This is a genomic window from Austwickia chelonae (assembly GCF_003391095.1).
GTDB lineage: Bacteria > Actinomycetota > Actinomycetes > Actinomycetales > Dermatophilaceae > Austwickia > Austwickia chelonae_A.
Genome location: NZ_CP031447.1, coordinates 1,846,259 through 1,864,084 on the forward strand (window position 1 = coordinate 1,846,259; position 17,826 = coordinate 1,864,084).

18 protein-coding genes are annotated in these 17,826 nt (G+C 64.1%); 2 read left to right on the forward strand and 16 right to left on the reverse strand.

The annotated features are described in order from the left end of the window. Positions 1–47: 47 nt before the first annotated feature. Positions 48–221 (reverse strand): CsbD family protein, encoded by a 174-nt coding sequence (locus DX923_RS08010; protein WP_116113961.1) that lies wholly within the window; start codon positions 219–221, stop codon positions 48–50. Positions 222–544: 323 nt separating this feature from the next. Here DX923_RS08010 and DX923_RS08015 point away from each other — a divergent pair, with 323 nt between their 5' ends. Then, positions 545–901: an RNA polymerase-binding protein RbpA gene (locus DX923_RS08015; RefSeq protein WP_116113962.1), complete on the forward strand. Its 357-nt coding sequence runs from the start codon at positions 545–547 to the stop codon at positions 899–901. A gap of 74 nt (positions 902–975) precedes the next feature. On the opposite strand, the gene DX923_RS08020 is transcribed toward DX923_RS08015, so the two are convergent. Genes DX923_RS08020 through lnt form a run of 3 tightly spaced genes read right to left on the reverse strand, consistent with a single transcriptional unit; the run spans position 976 to position 3,938 of the window. Continuing rightward, complete coding sequence (locus DX923_RS08020; protein WP_240322554.1) at positions 976–1,485, reverse strand: FxsA family protein; 510 nt, start codon at positions 1,483–1,485, stop codon at positions 976–978. Next, on the reverse strand, positions 1,482–2,312 hold the full coding sequence (locus DX923_RS08025) for a polyprenol monophosphomannose synthase (protein WP_116113965.1): 831 nt from the start codon (positions 2,310–2,312) through the stop codon (positions 1,482–1,484). Before DX923_RS08025 ends, DX923_RS08020 begins: the two co-directional genes overlap by 4 nt. Positions 2,313–2,339: 27 nt before the next feature. Beyond that, the gene (lnt, locus tag DX923_RS08030) at positions 2,340–3,938 is read right to left on the reverse strand and encodes an apolipoprotein N-acyltransferase (protein ID WP_116113966.1); all 1,599 of its coding nucleotides are present in this window, start codon (positions 3,936–3,938) and stop codon (positions 2,340–2,342) included. Positions 3,939–4,316: 378 nt separating this feature from the next. On the opposite strand from lnt, the gene DX923_RS08035 reads away from it, so the two are divergent. Beyond that, complete coding sequence (locus DX923_RS08035; protein WP_116113968.1) at positions 4,317–5,240, forward strand: 5'-3' exonuclease; 924 nt, start codon at positions 4,317–4,319, stop codon at positions 5,238–5,240. Positions 5,241–5,242: 2 nt separating this feature from the next. Here DX923_RS08035 and DX923_RS08040 read toward each other — a convergent pair whose 3' ends face one another. From DX923_RS08040 to dop, 12 genes are all read right to left on the reverse strand, one after another. After that, complete coding sequence (locus DX923_RS08040) at positions 5,243–8,071, reverse strand: DEAD/DEAH box helicase (protein ID WP_116113970.1); 2,829 nt, start codon at positions 8,069–8,071, stop codon at positions 5,243–5,245. A 69-nt stretch (positions 8,072–8,140) separates the two neighbouring features. Then, positions 8,141–8,893: a twin-arginine translocase subunit TatC gene (tatC, locus tag DX923_RS08045; protein WP_162872851.1), complete on the reverse strand. Its 753-nt coding sequence runs from the start codon at positions 8,891–8,893 to the stop codon at positions 8,141–8,143. A 59-nt stretch (positions 8,894–8,952) separates the two neighbouring features. Beyond that, the gene (tatA, locus tag DX923_RS08050) at positions 8,953–9,369 is read right to left on the reverse strand and encodes a Sec-independent protein translocase subunit TatA (RefSeq protein WP_116113973.1); all 417 of its coding nucleotides are present in this window, start codon (positions 9,367–9,369) and stop codon (positions 8,953–8,955) included. A gap of 65 nt (positions 9,370–9,434) precedes the next feature. Next, a complete protein-coding gene (locus DX923_RS08055; protein ID WP_116113974.1) occupies positions 9,435–10,460 on the reverse strand; it encodes a helix-turn-helix transcriptional regulator in 1,026 nt (341 codons plus the stop codon). Beyond that, a complete protein-coding gene (locus tag DX923_RS08060; protein ID WP_240322555.1) occupies positions 10,457–11,458 on the reverse strand; it encodes a helix-turn-helix transcriptional regulator in 1,002 nt (333 codons plus the stop codon). The genes DX923_RS08055 and DX923_RS08060 overlap by 4 nt, the downstream gene beginning before the upstream one ends. Before the next feature lie 69 nt (positions 11,459–11,527). Further along, on the reverse strand, positions 11,528–11,911 hold the full coding sequence (locus DX923_RS08065) for an FKBP-type peptidyl-prolyl cis-trans isomerase (protein WP_116113978.1): 384 nt from the start codon (positions 11,909–11,911) through the stop codon (positions 11,528–11,530). A 50-nt stretch (positions 11,912–11,961) separates the two neighbouring features. Beyond that, positions 11,962–12,957, reverse strand: a complete 996-nt coding sequence (locus DX923_RS08070; RefSeq protein WP_162872852.1) for an FKBP-type peptidyl-prolyl cis-trans isomerase — start codon at positions 12,955–12,957, stop codon at positions 11,962–11,964. A 129-nt stretch (positions 12,958–13,086) separates the two neighbouring features. Then, on the reverse strand, positions 13,087–14,454 hold the full coding sequence (gene pafA, locus DX923_RS08075) for a Pup--protein ligase (protein WP_116113981.1): 1,368 nt from the start codon (positions 14,452–14,454) through the stop codon (positions 13,087–13,089). Positions 14,455–14,457: 3 nt separating this feature from the next. Beyond that, positions 14,458–15,180 (reverse strand): proteasome subunit alpha, encoded by a 723-nt coding sequence (gene prcA / locus DX923_RS08080; protein ID WP_116113983.1) that lies wholly within the window; start codon positions 15,178–15,180, stop codon positions 14,458–14,460. Then, the gene (gene prcB / locus DX923_RS08085) at positions 15,177–15,995 is read right to left on the reverse strand and encodes a proteasome subunit beta (RefSeq protein WP_116113984.1); all 819 of its coding nucleotides are present in this window, start codon (positions 15,993–15,995) and stop codon (positions 15,177–15,179) included. The genes prcA and prcB overlap by 4 nt, the downstream gene beginning before the upstream one ends. Beyond that, entirely contained in the window at positions 15,992–16,186 is a 195-nt protein-coding gene (locus tag DX923_RS08090; RefSeq protein WP_116113986.1) for a ubiquitin-like protein Pup, read from the reverse strand. The genes prcB and DX923_RS08090 overlap by 4 nt, the downstream gene beginning before the upstream one ends. Before the next feature lie 32 nt (positions 16,187–16,218). Continuing rightward, the gene (gene dop, locus DX923_RS08095; protein WP_116113987.1) at positions 16,219–17,793 is read right to left on the reverse strand and encodes a depupylase/deamidase Dop; all 1,575 of its coding nucleotides are present in this window, start codon (positions 17,791–17,793) and stop codon (positions 16,219–16,221) included. Positions 17,794–17,826 lie beyond the last annotated feature (33 nt).

The following is a 17,826-nucleotide window of genomic DNA, read 5'->3' on the forward strand; positions in this document are numbered from 1 at the left end:
GACTCAGAGAGTGCGCCCTGCATGCAAAATGCCGTCAGGCAGATAATTCAGCCCTTGAAAGCATCCTTGATCTTCTCACCAGCCTGCTTGAGGTCAGAGGAAATCTGATCGACACGACCTTCAGCTTCGAGGTCCTGGTCCCCCGTCGCACGACCGGTCATTTCCTTGGCTTTCCCTTGCATTCCTTCTGCTGCATTGCGCATCTTGTCGTCCATCCCCATGACCCAGACACAACCTTTCCTCTCGACTATTCAGACGATGGACTTGTACCCAGCTCGACCGCACTTAAACCGCATCACCTGCCCGCGGAGGAAAATTTTCCTGGGAAAATAATGTGCGCAAACCGGAAACACCCTGTGGGGCAGGTCGTTCGCCCTGAGTGTGCTTTCGCCGGTAGAGTTCCGTGGTCGCCCACTGGTGCGGAGGTGCCGAACACAGGGGCACGGACGCCGCAGCAAGACAGGTGGGGAACAAGGCTTCGGCCCAGGGCGTTGTGGCCGATTGAGCACGCAGAGCGAGTCAGGCAGCTGACGGAGGACAAGAGATGGCAGAACGGTCGCTTAGAGGGACCAACCTATCGGCGTTGAGTATGGAGACCGACGAGAACGTCGTCCTCTCCGAACGCCAGATCACCCGGTACGTCTGCGCCAACAACCACGTCAGCGAGCTTCCCTTCTCCGTCGAAGCGGACATCCCCCCCACCTGGGAATGCCGTTGCGGCCAGGAGGCCAAGCTCGTCGACGGACCTACCCCTGAGGAGAAACCCACCAAAGTGGCACGAACCCACTGGGACATGCTCCTCGAACGACGTTCCATCGCCGAGCTCGAAGAGCTCCTCGAAGAGCGGCTGACCTTGCTACGCGCCTCCCGAGGAGAGCCCACGGGCAAGCAGACCGCCTGAAGTACGTCGGAAGGGGCCTGGGTGACAAGATTTCTTGTCACCCAGGCCCCTTCCGACGTACCTGTCACAACGGGTTAAAGCACTTTCCCCTGCACGACGTCTGGGCCGTCCTCCCCCACCGACGACCCAGGGCCCTGCCTCCGGTCGGTCGAAGGGTCGCTGACGAACAACCGGCGCTCCACCGTTCCTTGCAAAATACGGCGAGCGATCGGCCGGGTCGGTGGAGCGACCGCGAAAAACCCGATGGCATCAGTAATGAAACCCGGAGCGAGTAGCAGCGCCCCGCCGACCAGCACAAGGGCGCTGTCGGTGAGTTCTTTACCGGGCATCCGCCCGGTTCGCAGGGCCTCGGAGAGTTTGCCCCACGTGCTGCGGCCCTCCCGTTTCATCAGCCATGCGCCGAACAACGATTCGGCGAGCAGAAGCGCAAAGGTCGGCCACCCACCGATAGTCCGCCCCACGGCAAGGATCACAGCGATCTCGGCGAGCGGCATGACCATCAATAGAATCAGCAGGAACGGGAAGACCTTGATGCGCCTCCGACGCTTGGCCCGCGCCGGAGTGCGAGGAGGCAGGTCGGTCATCGATCGAGGGAGTTCCACCGTCCGGAACGGACTCGCCCGAAGGCCGACTTCACTTGGGAAGCGCGATACTTCAGACCCCAGGTGGTCACATTGATCAACGACTCACGCACGATGTCACCGCTCATCTTGGAGTCGCCGATCTCTCGCTCGACGAACATGATCGGCACTTCGACGATCTCCAGCCCTGCCTTGACAGCCTTCCAGGTCAAGTCCGTCTGGAAGCAGTACCCGTGGGACTCCACCTGCTCCAAGCCCATCATCCGCAAGGAGTCGGTCCGGTAGACCCGGAAACCCGCCGTGGCGTCACGCACCGGCATCCCCAACAGGACGGCGATGTACAAGTTGCCGTACACGGAGAGCGCCTTACGGTGTGCAGGCCAGTTGACCACCGATCCCCCGGGAACCCACCGGGATCCGATCACGACATCGGCATTGGCCGCAGCAGCGAGCAGCGAGGGCAGGTGTTCCGGACGATGCGATCCATCTGCGTCCAGTTCCACGACCGCGTCGTAGCCCTGCTCCATCGCCCATTCGAAACCTGCGAGATAAGCCTTGCCGAGGCCTTCTTTGCCCTGACGGTGCATGACCTTGATCTTGTCGTCCTCAGCAGCCAGCGCGTCGGCCACCTCACCGGTTCCGTCCGGAGAGTTGTCCTCGAGGACAAGGATGTCGCACTCCGGAACAGCTTCACGGACGCGTTTGGCGATGATGGGGAGGTTTTCCCGCTCGTTGTACGTCGGGATCAGTACGACCACCTTCTCCAGGGGTGGGCGCATCCGCTCGGGGAGCTGGGGGGCGGCCTGACGGAAGCGTGAGAAGACGGACATGTGATCCTCGGCTCGTGAACGGACTGGTCACGCCATCCTACGGCGCTGACGGCCTACCGCCACTATCACAGCCAGGATTGTCAGGACACTTGTCCCATATGCCGGGAGATCGCCCAGTTCTGTGGCGATCGTCCGCTGATGACGCAGTGGGAGATCCTCGGTCAGCACTGCCTCCTCGAACAGCCCCGTCCATCCGTGGGTGACCCCGTCAGGGGTGATCAGGGAGCTGACCCCGACATTGCTGATGTGAGCCACGCTGCGTCCGTGCTCGATGGCACGCAGCCGGGAGATCGCCAGCTGTTGCACTGATTCGTCGGTGTACCCGAAGGTCGCATTGTTCGTGGGCACCATGATGATGTTCGCGCCTTCACGAACCCCGTCCCGTACGAGATCGTCGTAGGCGACCTCGAAGCAGATATTGGCTCCAATGGCCAGGCCTGGATCACCGCCCTGCCGTGGAAGGCGGAAGACGCCGACGTCGCGTCCACCCACGAAGTCACGACGGACCAGGTCGACCTTGTCGGTCAACGTACGGAAGAAACTGCGGTAGGGGATGTACTCCCCGAAAGGAACGGGGTGCCTCTTGTCGTACCGCTGGCTGGGCCGTTCCTCACCGGGTAGGTAGACCAAGGCCGCATTGGTGAGTTTGTCGGCCGGCTCGGAAAGCACCGCGCCCACGACGACCGGGGCGCCGATGGCCTCAGCCGCGCTGTGGATCCGTCGAGCGGCGTCCTCATGCCGAAGCGGATCGATGTCCGAGGAATTCTCCGGCCAGAGCACCACATCCGGTGTCTGTTCACCCTTGGCGCGGATCTTCAGCGCGGCTCGCTCGGTCAACGTCGCGTGGTTGTCCAGGATCGCACGGCGTTGGGCATTGAAGTCGAGCCCGGCCTGCGGGACATTGCCTTGGATCGCCATGATCCGAGCCGTGGGCCCGTCAACAGGCAGAGGGATGGCCAAGGGCATCAGGGCGAGGCTCAGCGCAGCAAGCATCGGCCAGGCGAGCTGAGGGAAGACCGCGAGGCGTGTAGCGGGCAGGTCCTCAGGAGCCTCAGCGGACGGCGGACGCAGACGGGCCGGGATCCTGGCCATGACAGGGCCTTGGACACGCCGCACGAGCTGCGCCAGCGCCACAGCGAGGAAACCGCCACACACAGCGACGACGAAGGTCACCCCCGGCGCCCCCGCGAGGCTCGCCACTCTGGCGAACGGGGCATCGGCCTGACCGAAGGCCACCCGCGCCCAGGGGAAGCCACCGAACGGCGTGGTACTCCGCAGCAACTCCATGAGAACCCAGGAGCCCCCGACCAGCCAAGGAAACGTTCGGTCACGCCAGTCGACGATGCCGGCGCAGACCCCGAGAACGAGGAAGTAGAGCCCTTCGAGCAGGCTCAACGCCATCCACGGACCAAGGCCGGTGTACACGCCTGCCCAGGAAAGCAGCGGAATCATGAAAGCCATGCCACCGAAAAATGCCGCGAGTGCGCCGCGGGCGGGTCCGGTTCCCCTGGCGCTCAGGGCGATGAGGGCGATTCCGAGGGGTGCTGCGTACCAGAGGTCGATGCCGGGTTGGGCGCACCACAGGAGCAGCCCGCCGGTGATTGCGAGGAGGGAGCGAGCTAGCACGTCGGGAAGAGTACCTGTCGTGGCTGGGATGTGGCTGCCTGGCAGGTTGACCTACGTCATTGCCCGGGAAAGGGGTGTGGCCTTTCCCGGGCAATGACGCGCCCACCGCCGTTGGGTCCTTCCCCGTGTGGAGGGGTGTTTTCTACTAGGCGTATGGAGCTTGGTCGGGCCGTTCGTCGCAGGGTTCGACGTGCAACGGCTCGTTTCAACATAGTCCCTGCAGGGATGCTGTCAATATCGCTGCGTCCTGGGGCGTTGGTGGAACTGTCCTGTTCATGAGCTGGTTTCTCGACGAATATTCAACTGGGGGGATTTAATTCACACTTCGTTGGGGGTTCTTTGGTGATGGTGGTTGGTGTGGGCTGACAGGGTGGGTGCATGTCTTCTCTGATGTTGGTGGATGCGGCGGGTTTGTATTACCGGGCGTTCTATGGGGTTCCTGCGGGTCGAGGGGGCTCTGACCAGCCTGGAAATAATGCGGTGCGGGGTTTTTTGGACATGTTGGCGTCTTTGGTGGGCCGGTGGCGTCCGGGTGGGCTGGTGGCCTGTTGGGATGCTGATTGGCGGCCCGCATTCCGGGTGTCGGCGGTCTCGTCATATAAGACTCATCGGTGCCATCCGGATGGTTCAGGGCGTGAAGATGTCCCTGAGGGGCTCGCTGAGCAGGTACCGGTGATCGCTGCGGCACTTGATGCGGTGGGGGTCGCTCGGGTGGGTGTCCCTGGTTTTGAGGCCGACGATGTGATCGGCAGTTTTGTGTCGGCGTTCCGGGGTCGGCCGATCGATATCGTGACTGGTGATCGGGATCTTTTCCAGCTGGTGAGTGACGAGCAGCGTGTCCGGGTCGTGTATATCGCCCGTGGTGGTGTGCGGGATGCTCAGGTGGTGGATGAGGCGTGGCTGGCGGAGCACTGTGGGGTGTCTTCGGGTGCGGCCTATGCCGATCTGGCGGTTTTGCGTGGTGATCCCTCTGATGGTCTGCCTGGTGTCGTTGGCGTGGGCGAGAAGACTGCGGTGTCTCTGCTTTCGACTTTTGGGGATCTGGCTGGGGTGGTGGCGGCGGTGGATGCTGCGGATATCCGGTTGAAGGGTGCTCAGGCCCGACGTCTGAGGGAGGCGCGGGCTTATCTCGATGTAGCGCCCACCGTGGTTCGGGTGGTCGCTGATTGTCCGTTGCCCTCTGGGGTTGATGGGGCGATTCCCCGGCAGGTTGCGGATCCTCGGCTGGTTTCGGAGTTGGCGGTCTCTTACCGGTTGACGTCAAGTTTCTCGCGGTTGATGTCTGCGTTGCAGATTGCTTGACCTCAGTCGAGTCTGTCTGCTGCGACGACGCCTCTCAGGATGGCCTGTGTGGCTTTTCGGGCGGTCTGGGCGAGCTCGGGCTGGGGAGCGGCTTGGGCGATCTGGTCGAGGAGGTCGACGACTTGTTTGCAGCGTCGGACGAAATCTCCGGGAGCTAGGTCGTTCCCGTCCAGGACGCGTTCGAGTCTTGCTCCGGTGGCCCATCGGTACATGGTGACGCTCAGCCCTGCATCAGGTGGGGTGGTCGTGGTGAGGCCTCTTGTGGTGAGTCGGTCATCGAGGGCGGACCACAAGTCTATCATGGCGTCGTAGGCCTGGGAGACCGCTGGTGTGGGCATCGTGGGGAAGGTGTTGTTTTCTTCTCTGCGGGGCTCGTGGACCAGGGTGGAGATGATTGCGGCGAATTCTTCTGGTGCGAGGGGGGTCCAGAGGTCGTGTCGGAGGCATTCGGCGACGAGTAGGTCGCGTTCGTTGTAGATCCTGCGCAGTTGTTCCCCTGCCGGTGTGACGGTGGTTCCGTTGTCGGTCAGGTATCCGAGGTCGGTGAGTACGTCGCACAGCCGGTCGAAGGTGCGTGCAATCGAATTTGTACGGCCTGCGACTTTTCTGCGTAGTGCGGCTGTTTCGCGTTCCAGGCGCCACCATCGTTCGGCCCATCTGGCGTGATGTTCACGGTCTGGGCAGCCGTGGCAGGGGTGTCGTCGTAATTGGGCTCGGAGGGCGTCGATACGCCGTTCGGTGCTGTGTGTCGGGGAGGCGTGATGCGGTTCGGTGGGGTGACTCGGAGGGGCGTCGATCGGGATGCGGGCACGAACAGTGGCTGCCAGGTCTTTGCGGTCTTTGACCACTCTGCTGTGGAAGTTCTTCGGGATCTTCAGCGTGGCCACGGCATGCGCCGGGCCGGTGAGTTCTCGCGGTCCGATACGGATGGAACGGGCGTCCTCGGTCAGAACGGTGACCAGGGGTTCGTGTCCGCGTGCACTGGCGGCTGCGAGGACGATCGCTCGTCCGTGGTGTCGCCCTTCGGTGAGGTGGATGACGTCGCCGGGGCGGAGGTTTTCGAGGCTGTGGGCGATGTGGGCGCGCTGAGCGGTGTGGCGTGCTCGTACAGCGTCCTTTTCGAGGTCGGAGATCTGTCGGCGAAGTGCTGCGTATTCGGTGAAATCTCCGAGGTGGCAGGTCATGGATTGGGCGTAGCCGTCGAGGGCTTCTTGGTTCTGGTGGATGGTGCGGTTCATGCCGACGACGGAGCGGTCTGCTTGGTATTGGGCGAAGCTGGTTTCGAGGACGTTGCGGGCTCGGTCTCGCCCGAAGGTGGCCACGAGGTTGACGGCCATATTGGGATTGGGTCGGAAGCTGCTGCGTAGTGGGTAGGTTCGGGTGGAAGCGAGACCGCCTACGGTGTCGGGGTCGGTGTGGGGATTCCAGAGGACGACGGCGTGTCCTTCGATGTCGACGCCTCGGCGTCCGGCACGTCCGGTGAGCTGGGTGTATTCGGCCGGGGTGATGTTGACGTGGGCTTCGCCGTTGAATTTGACGAGTTTTTCGAGGATGACGCTGCGGGCGGGCATGTTGATGCCCAGGGCGAGGGTTTCCGTGGCGAAGACGGCTCGGATTCGCCCGGCGGTGAAGAGCTCTTCGACGATTTCTCGGAAGGTGGGGAGCATTCCTGCGTGGTGGGCGGCGAATCCTCGGGTGAGGCCGTCGAGGAAGGAGTGGTAGCCGAGGACGGTGAGGTCGTCGGTGGCCAGCGCGGCGACGCGTTCTTCCACGAGTCGGTGGATGTAGTGGGCTTGGTCGTCGGGGACGAGGTTGGTGCCGGCGTGGAGGAGCTGTTGGACTGCGGCGTCGCATCCTGCTCGGCTGAAGATGAAGGTGATGGCGGGGAGCAGCCCTGCTTTGTCGAGGCTCTCGATGGCGGCGGCGCGGGAGTAGGGGCGCGTGGACGGCCGGTTTCGGTTGTCCATGTTGCCGGGGTGTGCCGTTCGAGTGGGTTTGTGCCGGATCTTTCCGCGACGGCCCCGGGGCCCGCCGATGTCTTCGAGTCGTCCTCGACGGTCGGTGGATCGGTGGTGTCCAGCGATGGCATCGCGGAGGTCGGGGTTGATGACCAGGTCGGTTTTCGTGGGTGTCGAGTTCTTGCTCTGAGTGGGTGTGCTCTCGGCGAAGAGGTCGTAGAGGCAGTTGCCGATCATCATGTGTTGCCAGAGCGGGACCGGACGGAATTCTTCGACGATGATGTCGGTCTGTCCTCGTACTTCGCCCAGCCAGGCGCCGAATTCCTCCGCATTGCTGACGGTGGCGGACAGGGAGATCACCTTGACGTGTTCGGGGAGATGGATGATGACTTCTTCCCACACGGCTCCGCGGAATCGGTCGGCGAGGTAGTGGACTTCGTCCATCACCACATAGCCGAGGCCGTCGAGGTCGGGGCTCTCCACATAGAGCATGTTGCGGAGCACCTCGGTTGTCATCACGACGACCGGGGCGTGTCCGTTGATCACCGAATCACCGGTGAGGAGCCCGACGTGTTCGGAGCCGTGCCGCCGGCACAGGTCGATGTATTTCTGGTTGGACAGAGCTTTGATCGGGGTCGTGTAGAAGGCTTTTCTGCCGTGGGCCAGTGCCAGGTGTACCGCGAACTCACCGACGACGGTCTTCCCTGCCCCGGTGGGTGCCGCGACCAGAACACCACGGTCGGCCTCCACGGCCTGGCAGGCCTTGATCTGGAAGTCGTCGAGAGGAAAATCGTAGCTCGCGGCGAAAGCCTGGGTCTGGGAGAAACGACGCTGCTCTCGAGCGGCCGCGAACCGTTCTGCAGGTGACGACATGAGGTCAGGCTACGGCAGCGACCTCGGCTGGCCATCGGTTGTCCGGTGCGGTGGGCTACGCAGCCTTGGTCACAGCGGGCTGGCTTCGTCGTCGGAGGCCTGAGTACTCCAGTCAGGTCGGCGCCGGGCGCGGCGTCGATCGTTGAGCGCCGCGATACCGCAGGCCAAGAAATAGAGCGCCACCATGGGTAGGGCGAGGGTGAACATGGTGAAAGGGTCTGGGGTCGGGGTCATCACGGCAGCGAAGACGAAGATACCGACGACGGCGAAACGCCAGACGGTGAGCATCGACGAGGCCGGGAGTATCCCGATCAGGTTGAGCGCCACGAGGAAGACCGGGAGCAGGAAAGCCAGCCCGAAGGCGATGATGAAACGGGTCACGAAGCGGATGTAGTCCGGGGCCTGCACGATGTTGTCGGCCTCGGCCGGCGTGAATTCGAGAAGGATCTGGACGGCTTTGGGCAGGGTGATGTAGGCCAGGTAGCAGCCGGCGCCGAAGAGCGGGACCGCGCAGAAGAAGAAGGACAGCGCAGTACGTTTCTCACGGCTGGTCAGGCCAGGAACGATGAAGGCCCAGATCTGATAGATCCACATCGGCGCAGAGATGATCAACGCGATGAAGATGGCGACCTGCAGCTGGATGGCGAAGGGGTCGGTCAGCCCCCCGAAGTTGACCTGACCACCTTGTCGTTTGATCGGCTGGATCAGCAAGGTCAACGCGGGGTGGTAAAGCTTCCATCCTGGGATGACCGCAACCAGGATGGTCACTGCGGCGATCAGGAACCGGTTGCGCAGTTCACGGAGGTGATCGACCAGGGACATGTGCCCCTCGGGGTCACGTTTCGGTCCCCCTGGAAGAGAGAGTCTCACCGGAGGGAAGATCAGCGGGTCGGGCCATAGCCGGGGCCCTCGGGCTTGACCTCGGCCTGACGCTTCGCCTCGAACTCTGCACGGACCTGCGCTTCGATACGGGCCCGGTCGGCTTTCTCCGCCTCTTCCTGACGGATCTTGGTCTCGACCTCGCTACGAATCCGTGCTTCGCGCTGTTCCGCAGTCTCAGCGGGCGCGGTTCCCTCAGCGCTCTTCGGAGCCGTCTGCGGGACGGTCTGACCAGGCACGGTCGTCTGGCTGGCCGCGCTCGGTTTGTCGTCGCTACGCATCTCCTCGACCTCAGCTTTGAGGATGCGCATGGAACGTCCCAGGCTGCGGGCAGCGTCAGGCAGCTTCTTCCACCCGAAGAGAATCACGACGATCAGGACGATCACGATGAACTCAGGACCGCCTAGCCAGTGTGGCATATGTCACGCCTTCCGCTGAGAACTTGACTTGCGCACCGTCGCGAAGGAAAAGGCTCCGGCGCCGGTCAGTGTACGTCCTCCACCGGAGAGTAAGCCGCGAGCGCCTCGCGGGCGCCTTGGGCGATCTCGTCGGCGAGCCAGGTGGGTTCTAGTACTCGGGCTGTGCCGCCGGTGCTCCAGAGGAGTCGTCTGAGCCAGGCGACGTCGGCGGTGTGGAGGGAGAGGATGGATTTTCCGTTGGGTAGTCGTTCGAAGGAGACGTGGGGGTAGTAGTCGCGCATCCATTCTGTGGTGGGGGTGAGTTCTAGGCGGATGAGGAGGTCGTCTGGTCCTGGTTGGAAGATGCCGTTGTCGACGTCGCGGGGGCGGGCGTGTTGGGGGGGTGTTCCGGGTTGGTTGAGGAGGGTGATTTCTTCGACTCTGTCGAGGCGGAAGAGTCGTACGGCGTCGGAGCGGTGGCACCAGCCTTCGAGGTATGCGCGGCCGTCGACGCTGGTGATGCGCATGGGGTCGACGTCGCGTTCGGTGGTTTCGTCGCGGGCGGCGACGAGGTAGCGCAGGTGGATGCGTTGTTGGGTGTGGAGGGCTTGTCGTGCGGTGGCGAGGATGTGTTCTTGGGTGCCTTCGGTGATGTTGATTTGGATGCGGTTTTGGGCGGCTTCGACGGTGGGGGCGGCGGCTGAGGAGATGGCTTCTTCGAGTTTGGCGAGGGTGCGGTTGAGGGGGTCTCGTTCTCCTGGTCCGGGGATTTCGGCGAGGGTGCGGAGGGCGATGATGAGGGTGAGTGCTTCGTCTCGGCTGAGGCGTAGTGGGCGGGAGATGGTGTCTGCGTTGCTGAGGTAGATGCGGCCTTCTTCCCATTCGGCTTCGATGAGGTCGTCGGGCATGCCGCCGGGTGTGCCGCAGAGGAAGAGTAGTGCGAGGTCGGCTTCGAGTTGTTGTCGTGTGATGTGGAGTTCTTTGGCGGCTTGGTTGATTTCGATGCCGGGGCGGTGGAGGAGCCAGGGGACCATGGTGAGGAGGCGTGCGAGGCGGTCGCTGGCTGATTCGTGGGGTTGGCGTGTGGGTTTTTTGTGTTGTCGGTCGTTCATTGGGGTCTTCTTGGGGTGTGGGTGTCGGCTGCGCCTTGGAGTCTGTGGGTGACGGCTTGGACGATGTCGGGTGGGGTGAGTGCGATGACGTCGGGGCCGTAGGAGGCGAGTTCTTCGGCGAGGGTTTCGGTGTTTTGGGCGTGGAGGGTGAGGGTGTCCCATCCGGGGTGGTGGGGGGTGGGGGTGGTGGTGGTGGCTCGTCGGCGTAGTGCTCGTCCGGTGTTGGGGCGTACGGCGATCTGGGCGAGGAAGGGTGTGGCTGAGGTGATGCGTTGTTGGACGAAGGTGCGGGGGCGGTGTCCGGTGGGGACGTTGTAGCTTCCGGGTTTGCCGGTGCGTTGGATGTTGTTAGTGATGCGGCTGAGTCGGAAGATTCGGGGTTCGTTGAGTTCGGTGTCCAGGGCGGTGAGGTACCAGTGTCCGCTCCAGCTGGTGAGTCCCCAGGGGTGGACGTTGCGGGTGCGGGTTTGTCCGGTGTGGGCTGAGGTGTAGGTGAAGGTGATGGGGCAGGTGTCGATGACGGCTGCGCGGATGGGTTCGAAGGTGGGTTCGGGGGTGCGGATGCGTGCTTCGATGCCGATGATGGAGCTGTCGTCGCGTTCTACGCCGTCGGCGGCGAGTTTGCGTAGTGCTGTGGCGGCGGGTCCGCTGAGTGAGGCTTGTGCCCAGGTGCGGTTGGCGAGTGCGAGGACTGCGAGTTCGTCGGGGGTGAAGTGGAGTTCGGGGAGGTCGTATTCGCGGCGGTCGATGCGGTATCCGGGTTCGTCGCCGAAGAAGGAGTCGAGGTGTTCGGTGATGAGGGGGATGCCGAGGTCGCGTAGTTCTCCTTTGTCGCGTTCGAACATGCGTTCGAAGGCTTCGTCGGAGGTGGTAGACGCGTAGGCCGCGACCGAGGACCTGATTTGGTCCCGGGTCAGCGGCCTACGCGTGTATAACAGGCAGATCACCACGTTGAGCAACCGTTCGGTCTTCGCGGCGACCATCGGCTGGGAACTCATGGGGTTGACGCTACCTGTCCGGTAGCTGTCTGGTGGCGGGTGGTGATGGGTGCCCTGTGTATATGGGGGTTAGCGCACGCCCATGAGGTCGACGACGAAGATGAGGGTCTCTCCTGGTTTGATGACGGCGCCGGCGCCTCGGTCTCCGTAGCCGAGGTGCGGGGGGATCACCAGTCGGCGTCGTCCGCCGACTTTCATGCCTGCGATGCCTTCGTCCCAGCCGCGGATGACTCGGCCTGTGCCCAGGGGGAAGGAGAGGGTTTCTCCTCGGTTCCAGGAGGCGTCGAATTCCTCGCCGGTGGACCAGGCGACTCCTACGTAGTGGGCTTCGACGAGGGATCCGGGGCGGGCTTCGACGCCGTCGCCTTCGATGAGGTCTTCTACGGTCAGTTCGGCTGGGGGGTTGTCTCCGGGGAAGTCGATCTCCGGTTTGGTGCGATTCGTCTCGGACATGTGACTCACTCCTTGTTCAGGTCGTCGGGATGTGGGTGGAGCTGGGTGGTTCAGGCGTCGTAGGCGTCCAGGATGTCCAGGACGAAGATGAGGACGTCGTCGGGTTTGATGTCCGCTTTCGGTTCGCCTTTGTCGCCGTAGGCGTCTTCGGGTTGAGCCACGATGAGGAGGCGGGAGCCGACTGTGTGTCCGGGGATCGCGTTGTCCCAGGCTTTGATGAGGTTGCCCTCCCCCACGGGGAAGTCGACGTAGTTGGGGTCGTGGTTGCCGGAGTAGTCGAAGGGTTTGCCCGGGTCACGCCAGGTCACGCCGGTGTACCGGAAGCGGACGACCTGGCCTTTCTCGACCTTCTTGCCCGTCCCGGTGATGAGTGGCTGTACGACCTTGTCCTTCGTCGCCTGTGGTGAGGGGACGGTGATTTTGGCTGGTTTCTTCAGGTCGTCGGGTACTTCGGCGGTGGGGAGACCGGCTTTGGGTGGGACGGGGGTTCCGGTGGCGCGTTCCAGTACCGGGCGTGCAGCGACCACGTCGATCACGAAGAGCAGTGAGTCGTCCAGGGACATACCCTCGGGCAGCTGGGCGTCGTTCATCATTTTGGAGGCCGGGACCGCGGCGAGTACCTGCGCGCCGATCTTCTGTCCCTTGACCGCTTTGTTGAAGACGTCGACGACGCCTTCCTCACCGACTTTCAATGATGTGGGCCGCCCGGCGTAGGACGAGCTGATCAGTTTGCCGTCGGCGCCCGAGTAACGGGCGTGGTGGACGTCCAGCCACGCTTTGTCGCCGATCTGTTCGCCGGTGCCCTCTTTGATCACTCGAGTGTGTGAATCCTTGGACCGTACGGGCTTCTCCACCAGCTGCAGGGTGGGAGGCGTGGTGGCATTCGCTCCTGGGGTGACCGTGATCTTGTCGAAGGCCGCGTTATTCGCGGGCGCATTTGACGAGGACGACGATCCTGGTGAGTCCGCTGGTCCGTCGGCGCATCCCGTCACGAGCACTGCGGGGAGGATGGCCAGGCTGAACAGGCGTAATGTCACAGAGCGCACAGGCAGAACCTAACTTCGCTGGAGACTCGAGCACGGTGGAAGGCGCAGTGGGAAATCGGGCGCCGGACCGCTGACCAGCCTAACCCGGCTGCCCCTCGCCGGAGGAGGAGCACCTTACACCGGGACCGCTCATCCCCGCATGGAGGAGATCAACCGGTCGACACGTTCGTCGACGTGCGCGAAGGGATCTTTGCAGATCACCGTGCAGCCCTCGTCCCCGTCGATCCTCAGATGGGTCCAGTCGACCCGGACAGGCCTGTCCATTTCCTCGGCGGCTTCCACCAGTGCACCGCGCAGGCGGGCACGGGTCGTCTGCGGCGGGCGGGTCATCGCGGCGGTGACATCTTCGTCGGTGGTCCACCGGTGCAGCTGTCCGGCGTTTTCCAGCTTGGCCGCCAGCCCGCGGTGGGGGTCGATGTCGTGGTAGAGCAGGTCGAGCTGGGCCAGCCGCGGGTCGGACCAGCTGAGTCCGTGCCGTTCGGCTTGCCGGGTGATGAGGGCGTATTTGGCGGCCCAGTCGACATGGCGGGCTATTCGGTGGGTCGTCTGCATTTCCATCGCGTCGAGGACCTCGTCCCACAACGCCAAGGTTTCTTCGTCCCAGGGTCGGGCCGGGCCGTGTTCGGTCAGATGGTCGGCGGCGAGCGTGTAGTAGACGCGCTGGATGTCAAGGGCGTTGACATGGCCGGTGACGGTGGGAAAAGTGGCACGGCCGGTGAGGTCGTTCCCTACGGTGCGGATGGCTGAGGCGGTGTCGCTGGGAGTGTGGTCCGGTGGGATACTCCCGGCTTCGAGAGCACGCAGGACGAGATCGAAGGTGGCGGTCTTCAGGAGGGTGGAGGACTCGGCCATATTGCTGTCGCCGACGATGACGTGGAGTCGACGGTGACGGCTGGCGTCGGCGTGGGGTTCGTCGCGGGTGTTGATCATCGGGCGCGCGCGGGTAGTGGCACTGGAGGCGCCCTCCCAGATGACTTCGGCGCGTTGGGAGAGGCAGTAACGAGCCTTCCCGTCAGGTGTGGTGATGAGTCTTCCTGCCCCGCAGATGAGCTGGCGGGTCACGAGGAAGGGGGTGAGTGTTCTGGTGAGGGTGTTGAGGTCGGTGTTCCGGCAGATGAGGTAGTTCTCGTGGCAGCCGTAGGAGTTGCCCGCGGAGTCGACGTTGTTACGGAGGAGGAAGATCTTCGTGTTCGGGTTTTCCTCGACGAGATGCTCCTCAGCGCGGATGACCAGGTCCTGGAGGATGCGGGTCCCGGCGCGGTCCTGGGCGAGGAGATCCGGGAGGGTGTCGCACTCGGCGGTGGCATATTCAGGGTGATTGCCGACGTCCAGGTAGAGGCGCCCGCCGTTGCGGAGAAAAACATTGCTGCTGCGGTGACGTCGGACGATGTCACGGAACAGACACCGGACGATGTCATCGGCTCCGGGTCGGTGTTCTCCTCCGGCGTGGCAGGTGACTCCGTATTCGGTCTCGAGGCCGAGGATGCGCCGGTCCATGAGTCAGCGGCCGGTTCCGCGAAGATCGCTGTGCTGGGTCTGCGGGTTGGTGGAACGGGGACGCAGGTCGGGAAGGTCGACGTCGTCGAGTCTGCGGAAGGTTCGTCGCGGACGGGTCCGGTCGAGCAGGGCGATCTCGAGGGGCGCCGGTGGGATGTCTTCGCGGCGCAAGGCGACAGAGGCTTGGGAGATGACCTCGGCCACCGTCAGGGTGTGGCTCAACTGCGGGCGCAGTGCTGCGGTGACTCGTTCGGCCGCTCCCCCCGACACGGCGTAAAAGGGCTCGTCGCGGACCGACCCGTCGTAGGAGATGCGGTAGATCTCGTCCCGGGCCGGTTCGGCACCGACCTGGGCGAGGAGGATCTCCACTTCGAAAGGTTTGGAGTCCTGCGCGAAAGTAGCCCCCAAGGTCTGGGCATAGGTCCCGGCGAGCGCGCGGGCGGTGACATCGGTGCGGTCGTAGGCGTAGCCGCGGAGGTCTGCGTAGCGGATGCCGGCGACGCGGAGGGTTTCGAATTCGTGGTATTTGCCGACTCCGGCGAAGCCGATGCGGTCGTGGATCTCGGCGATTTTGTGGAGGGTGGGGCTGGGGTTCTCGGCGATGAAGAGGATGCCTTCTTGGCAGCTGGCGGCGAGGACGGAGCGTCCGCGGGAGATGCCTTTGCGGGCGAATTCGGCTCGGTCTTTGGTGAGTTGTTCGGGTGAGACGTAGAAGGGTGTGCTCATCGGGCGCCTCCGGGGTTGTGTCGGCGGTCGGCGACGAGGTTTTCGACGATGGTGGCGATGTCGGTGTCGGCGACGAGTCGGGCGCCGTTGGTGTCGGCGAGTGCACAGGTGGGCCAGAGTCTGCGGGCGATGTCGGGGCCGCCGGTGGCGGTGTCGTCGTCGGCGGCGTCGTAGAGGGCTTCGATGGCGATGTGGAGTGCGGTGTCGGCGTCGAGGGCGGGGTGCCAGAGTTTTTTGAGGGCTCCGCGGGCGAAGAGGGATCCTGATCCGACGCCGGCGTAGTCGTGTTCTTCGTAGCATCCGCCGGCGATGTCGTAGCTGAAGATGCGGCCGGTGTGGCCGTCGTGGCCGGCGTAGAGGGGGATGACGCCGAGTCCGCGTAGGGCGAGGGGGAGGTTTCCTCGGATCATGGTGCGGAGGCGGTTGGCGCGGCCTTCCAGGGAGAGGGGGGTGCCTTCGATTTTTTCGTAGTGTTCGAGTTCGACTTGGAAGAGGGAGACCATTTCGGTGGCGACGCCGGCGACGCCGGAGATGCCGACGAGGGAGCTTTCGTCGGCGACGAAGACTTTGTCGATGGTGCGGTTGGCGATGAGGTTTCCGCTGGTGGCGCGTCGGTCTCCGGCCATGACGACGCCGCCTTCGAAGGCGACGGCGACGATGGTGGTGCCGTGTGGGAGTGCGGTGTCGGTCTGGGTGGGCAGGGTGGTTGGTGCGGTGGGGAGGAGTTCGGGGGCGTGTTCGGTGAGGAAGGTGGAGAAGGAGGATGTTGAGGCGGTGAGGAAAGCGGGGTCGAATCCGCGGGTGTGGGAGGTCACTGGCCGCCTTTCTGGATGAATCCGCGGACGAATTCTTCGGCGTTGGATTCCAGGAGGCTGTCGATGTCGTCGAGGACGGCGTCGATGTCGGCGTCGAGTTCGGTTTTGCGGGTGGTGGTCTGGGGTGCGGCCGGGGGTGGGTCCTCTGCGGGGCCGGTGTGTGGGGGGGTGATTCTTTCCTGGCCTGGCATCGTGTCCTCCTGGTGGGGTGGTGTCTTTCAGACTAGATGTTCCCGGTGAGTTCGTTCAGGAGTGTGTCGGCGTCCGGGCTGCGTTCCAGGAGTGCGTGGGTGCGTTGGCGGGTGCCTCTGGTCGGGTCGAGGGTGTCGATGCGTTGGAGTGCGGGGCGTCCGGGGATGTCGAAGACGAGGCTGTCCCAGGACGCGGCGATGATCTGGTCGGGGTAGCGGCGGAGGCATTCTCCGCGGAACCAGGCGCGGGTGTCCGGTGGGGGGTTGGTGGTGGCGTGGTGGACGTCGCTGGGGTCGGTGAGTCTTTCGAGGGAGCCGCGTTCTTCGAGCCGTCGGGCGAGGCCTCGTCCGGGGCGCAGGTCTGACCATTGGATGTCGACGGCGGTCAGTAGTGGGGCGTCCCAGTTCAGGCCGTCGCGGTGGCGGTATCCCTCCAGGAGGGTCATTTTGGCGACCCAGTCGATGTGGGCTGCAGCGGAAGCCGGGTCGTGTTCCAGTCGGTTGAGGACGTCTTCCCAGCGGAGCAGGACTTCGGCGGTGTCTGGGTCGAGGTCGTCGCCGACGGTGACGGCGAGATGGCGGTGGACCAGTTCGAGGTAGGTCCATTGGAGTTGTAGGCCTGTCAGGGTACGTCCGGTCTCGGTGCGGACGGTGGTACGCAGGGTCGGGTCGTGGGAGACGGCGTGCATCGCGGTGACAGGGTCTGCGGGGGTGATCTCGGCGGGGTCGACGCCGAGGCCGGTGAGTCCGCCGTGTTCGATCATGCTCAGGACGAGGCTGGTGGTGCCGGTCTTGAGGAGACCGGCGACCTCGGCGAAGGTCGCGTCCCCGACGATCACGTGCAGTCGGCGGTGTCGGCGAGGGTCGGCGTGGGGTTCGTCGCGGGTGTTGATGATGGGGCGACGGAATGTGGTCTCCAGGCCGACGCGGTTCTCGAAGAAGTCTGCTCTGGCGGAGATCTGGTAGCCGGAGGTTTGGGATCGGGTTCCCAGGCCGACGCGTCCGGCTCCGCAGATGACGGGACGGGACACGAAGAAGGGGGTCAGGTCGGAGACGATCCGCTCGAAGGGGGTCTCTCTGGTGACGAGGTAGTTCTCGTGGAAGCCGTAGGAGGCGCCTTTGCCGTCGGTGTTGTTCTTGTAGAGGTTGACCGGTGGTCCGTGGCGCGGGTCGGTGGCGGGTACACCTTCTGGTACGTCTTCGTCGAGCAGTTCGATGGCGCGCGCCATGGCGAGTTCACCGGCGCGTTCCCACAGGAGGGTGTCGCGGGGGGTGCTGGTCTCGGGGGCGCTGTATTCGGGGTGTGCGTGGTCGACGTAGAGGCGGGCGCCGTTGGTGAGGACGGTGTTGGCGACGGTGGGGTCGTCGGCCCATTCGTCGGTGAGTTGGCTGGGGTGGGCGTGTCTGCGGGGGGCGGTCCATCCGCGGGCGTCGGTCAGGGGGTCTTCGCCGGTGTAGTCCCAGTGGTGGTTGAGGTGGCGGTGTCCGCGGTCTTGGGCGTAGGCCTGTACGACGCGTCCGGAGGCGACCATGGGGTTGGCGTCGGGGTGTCCGGTGACGGTGATGCCGTATTCGGTCTCGGTGCCCATGATTCGTCGGACGGTCATGCCTGCAGCCTACGCAGGGTCGGGGATCGGTTC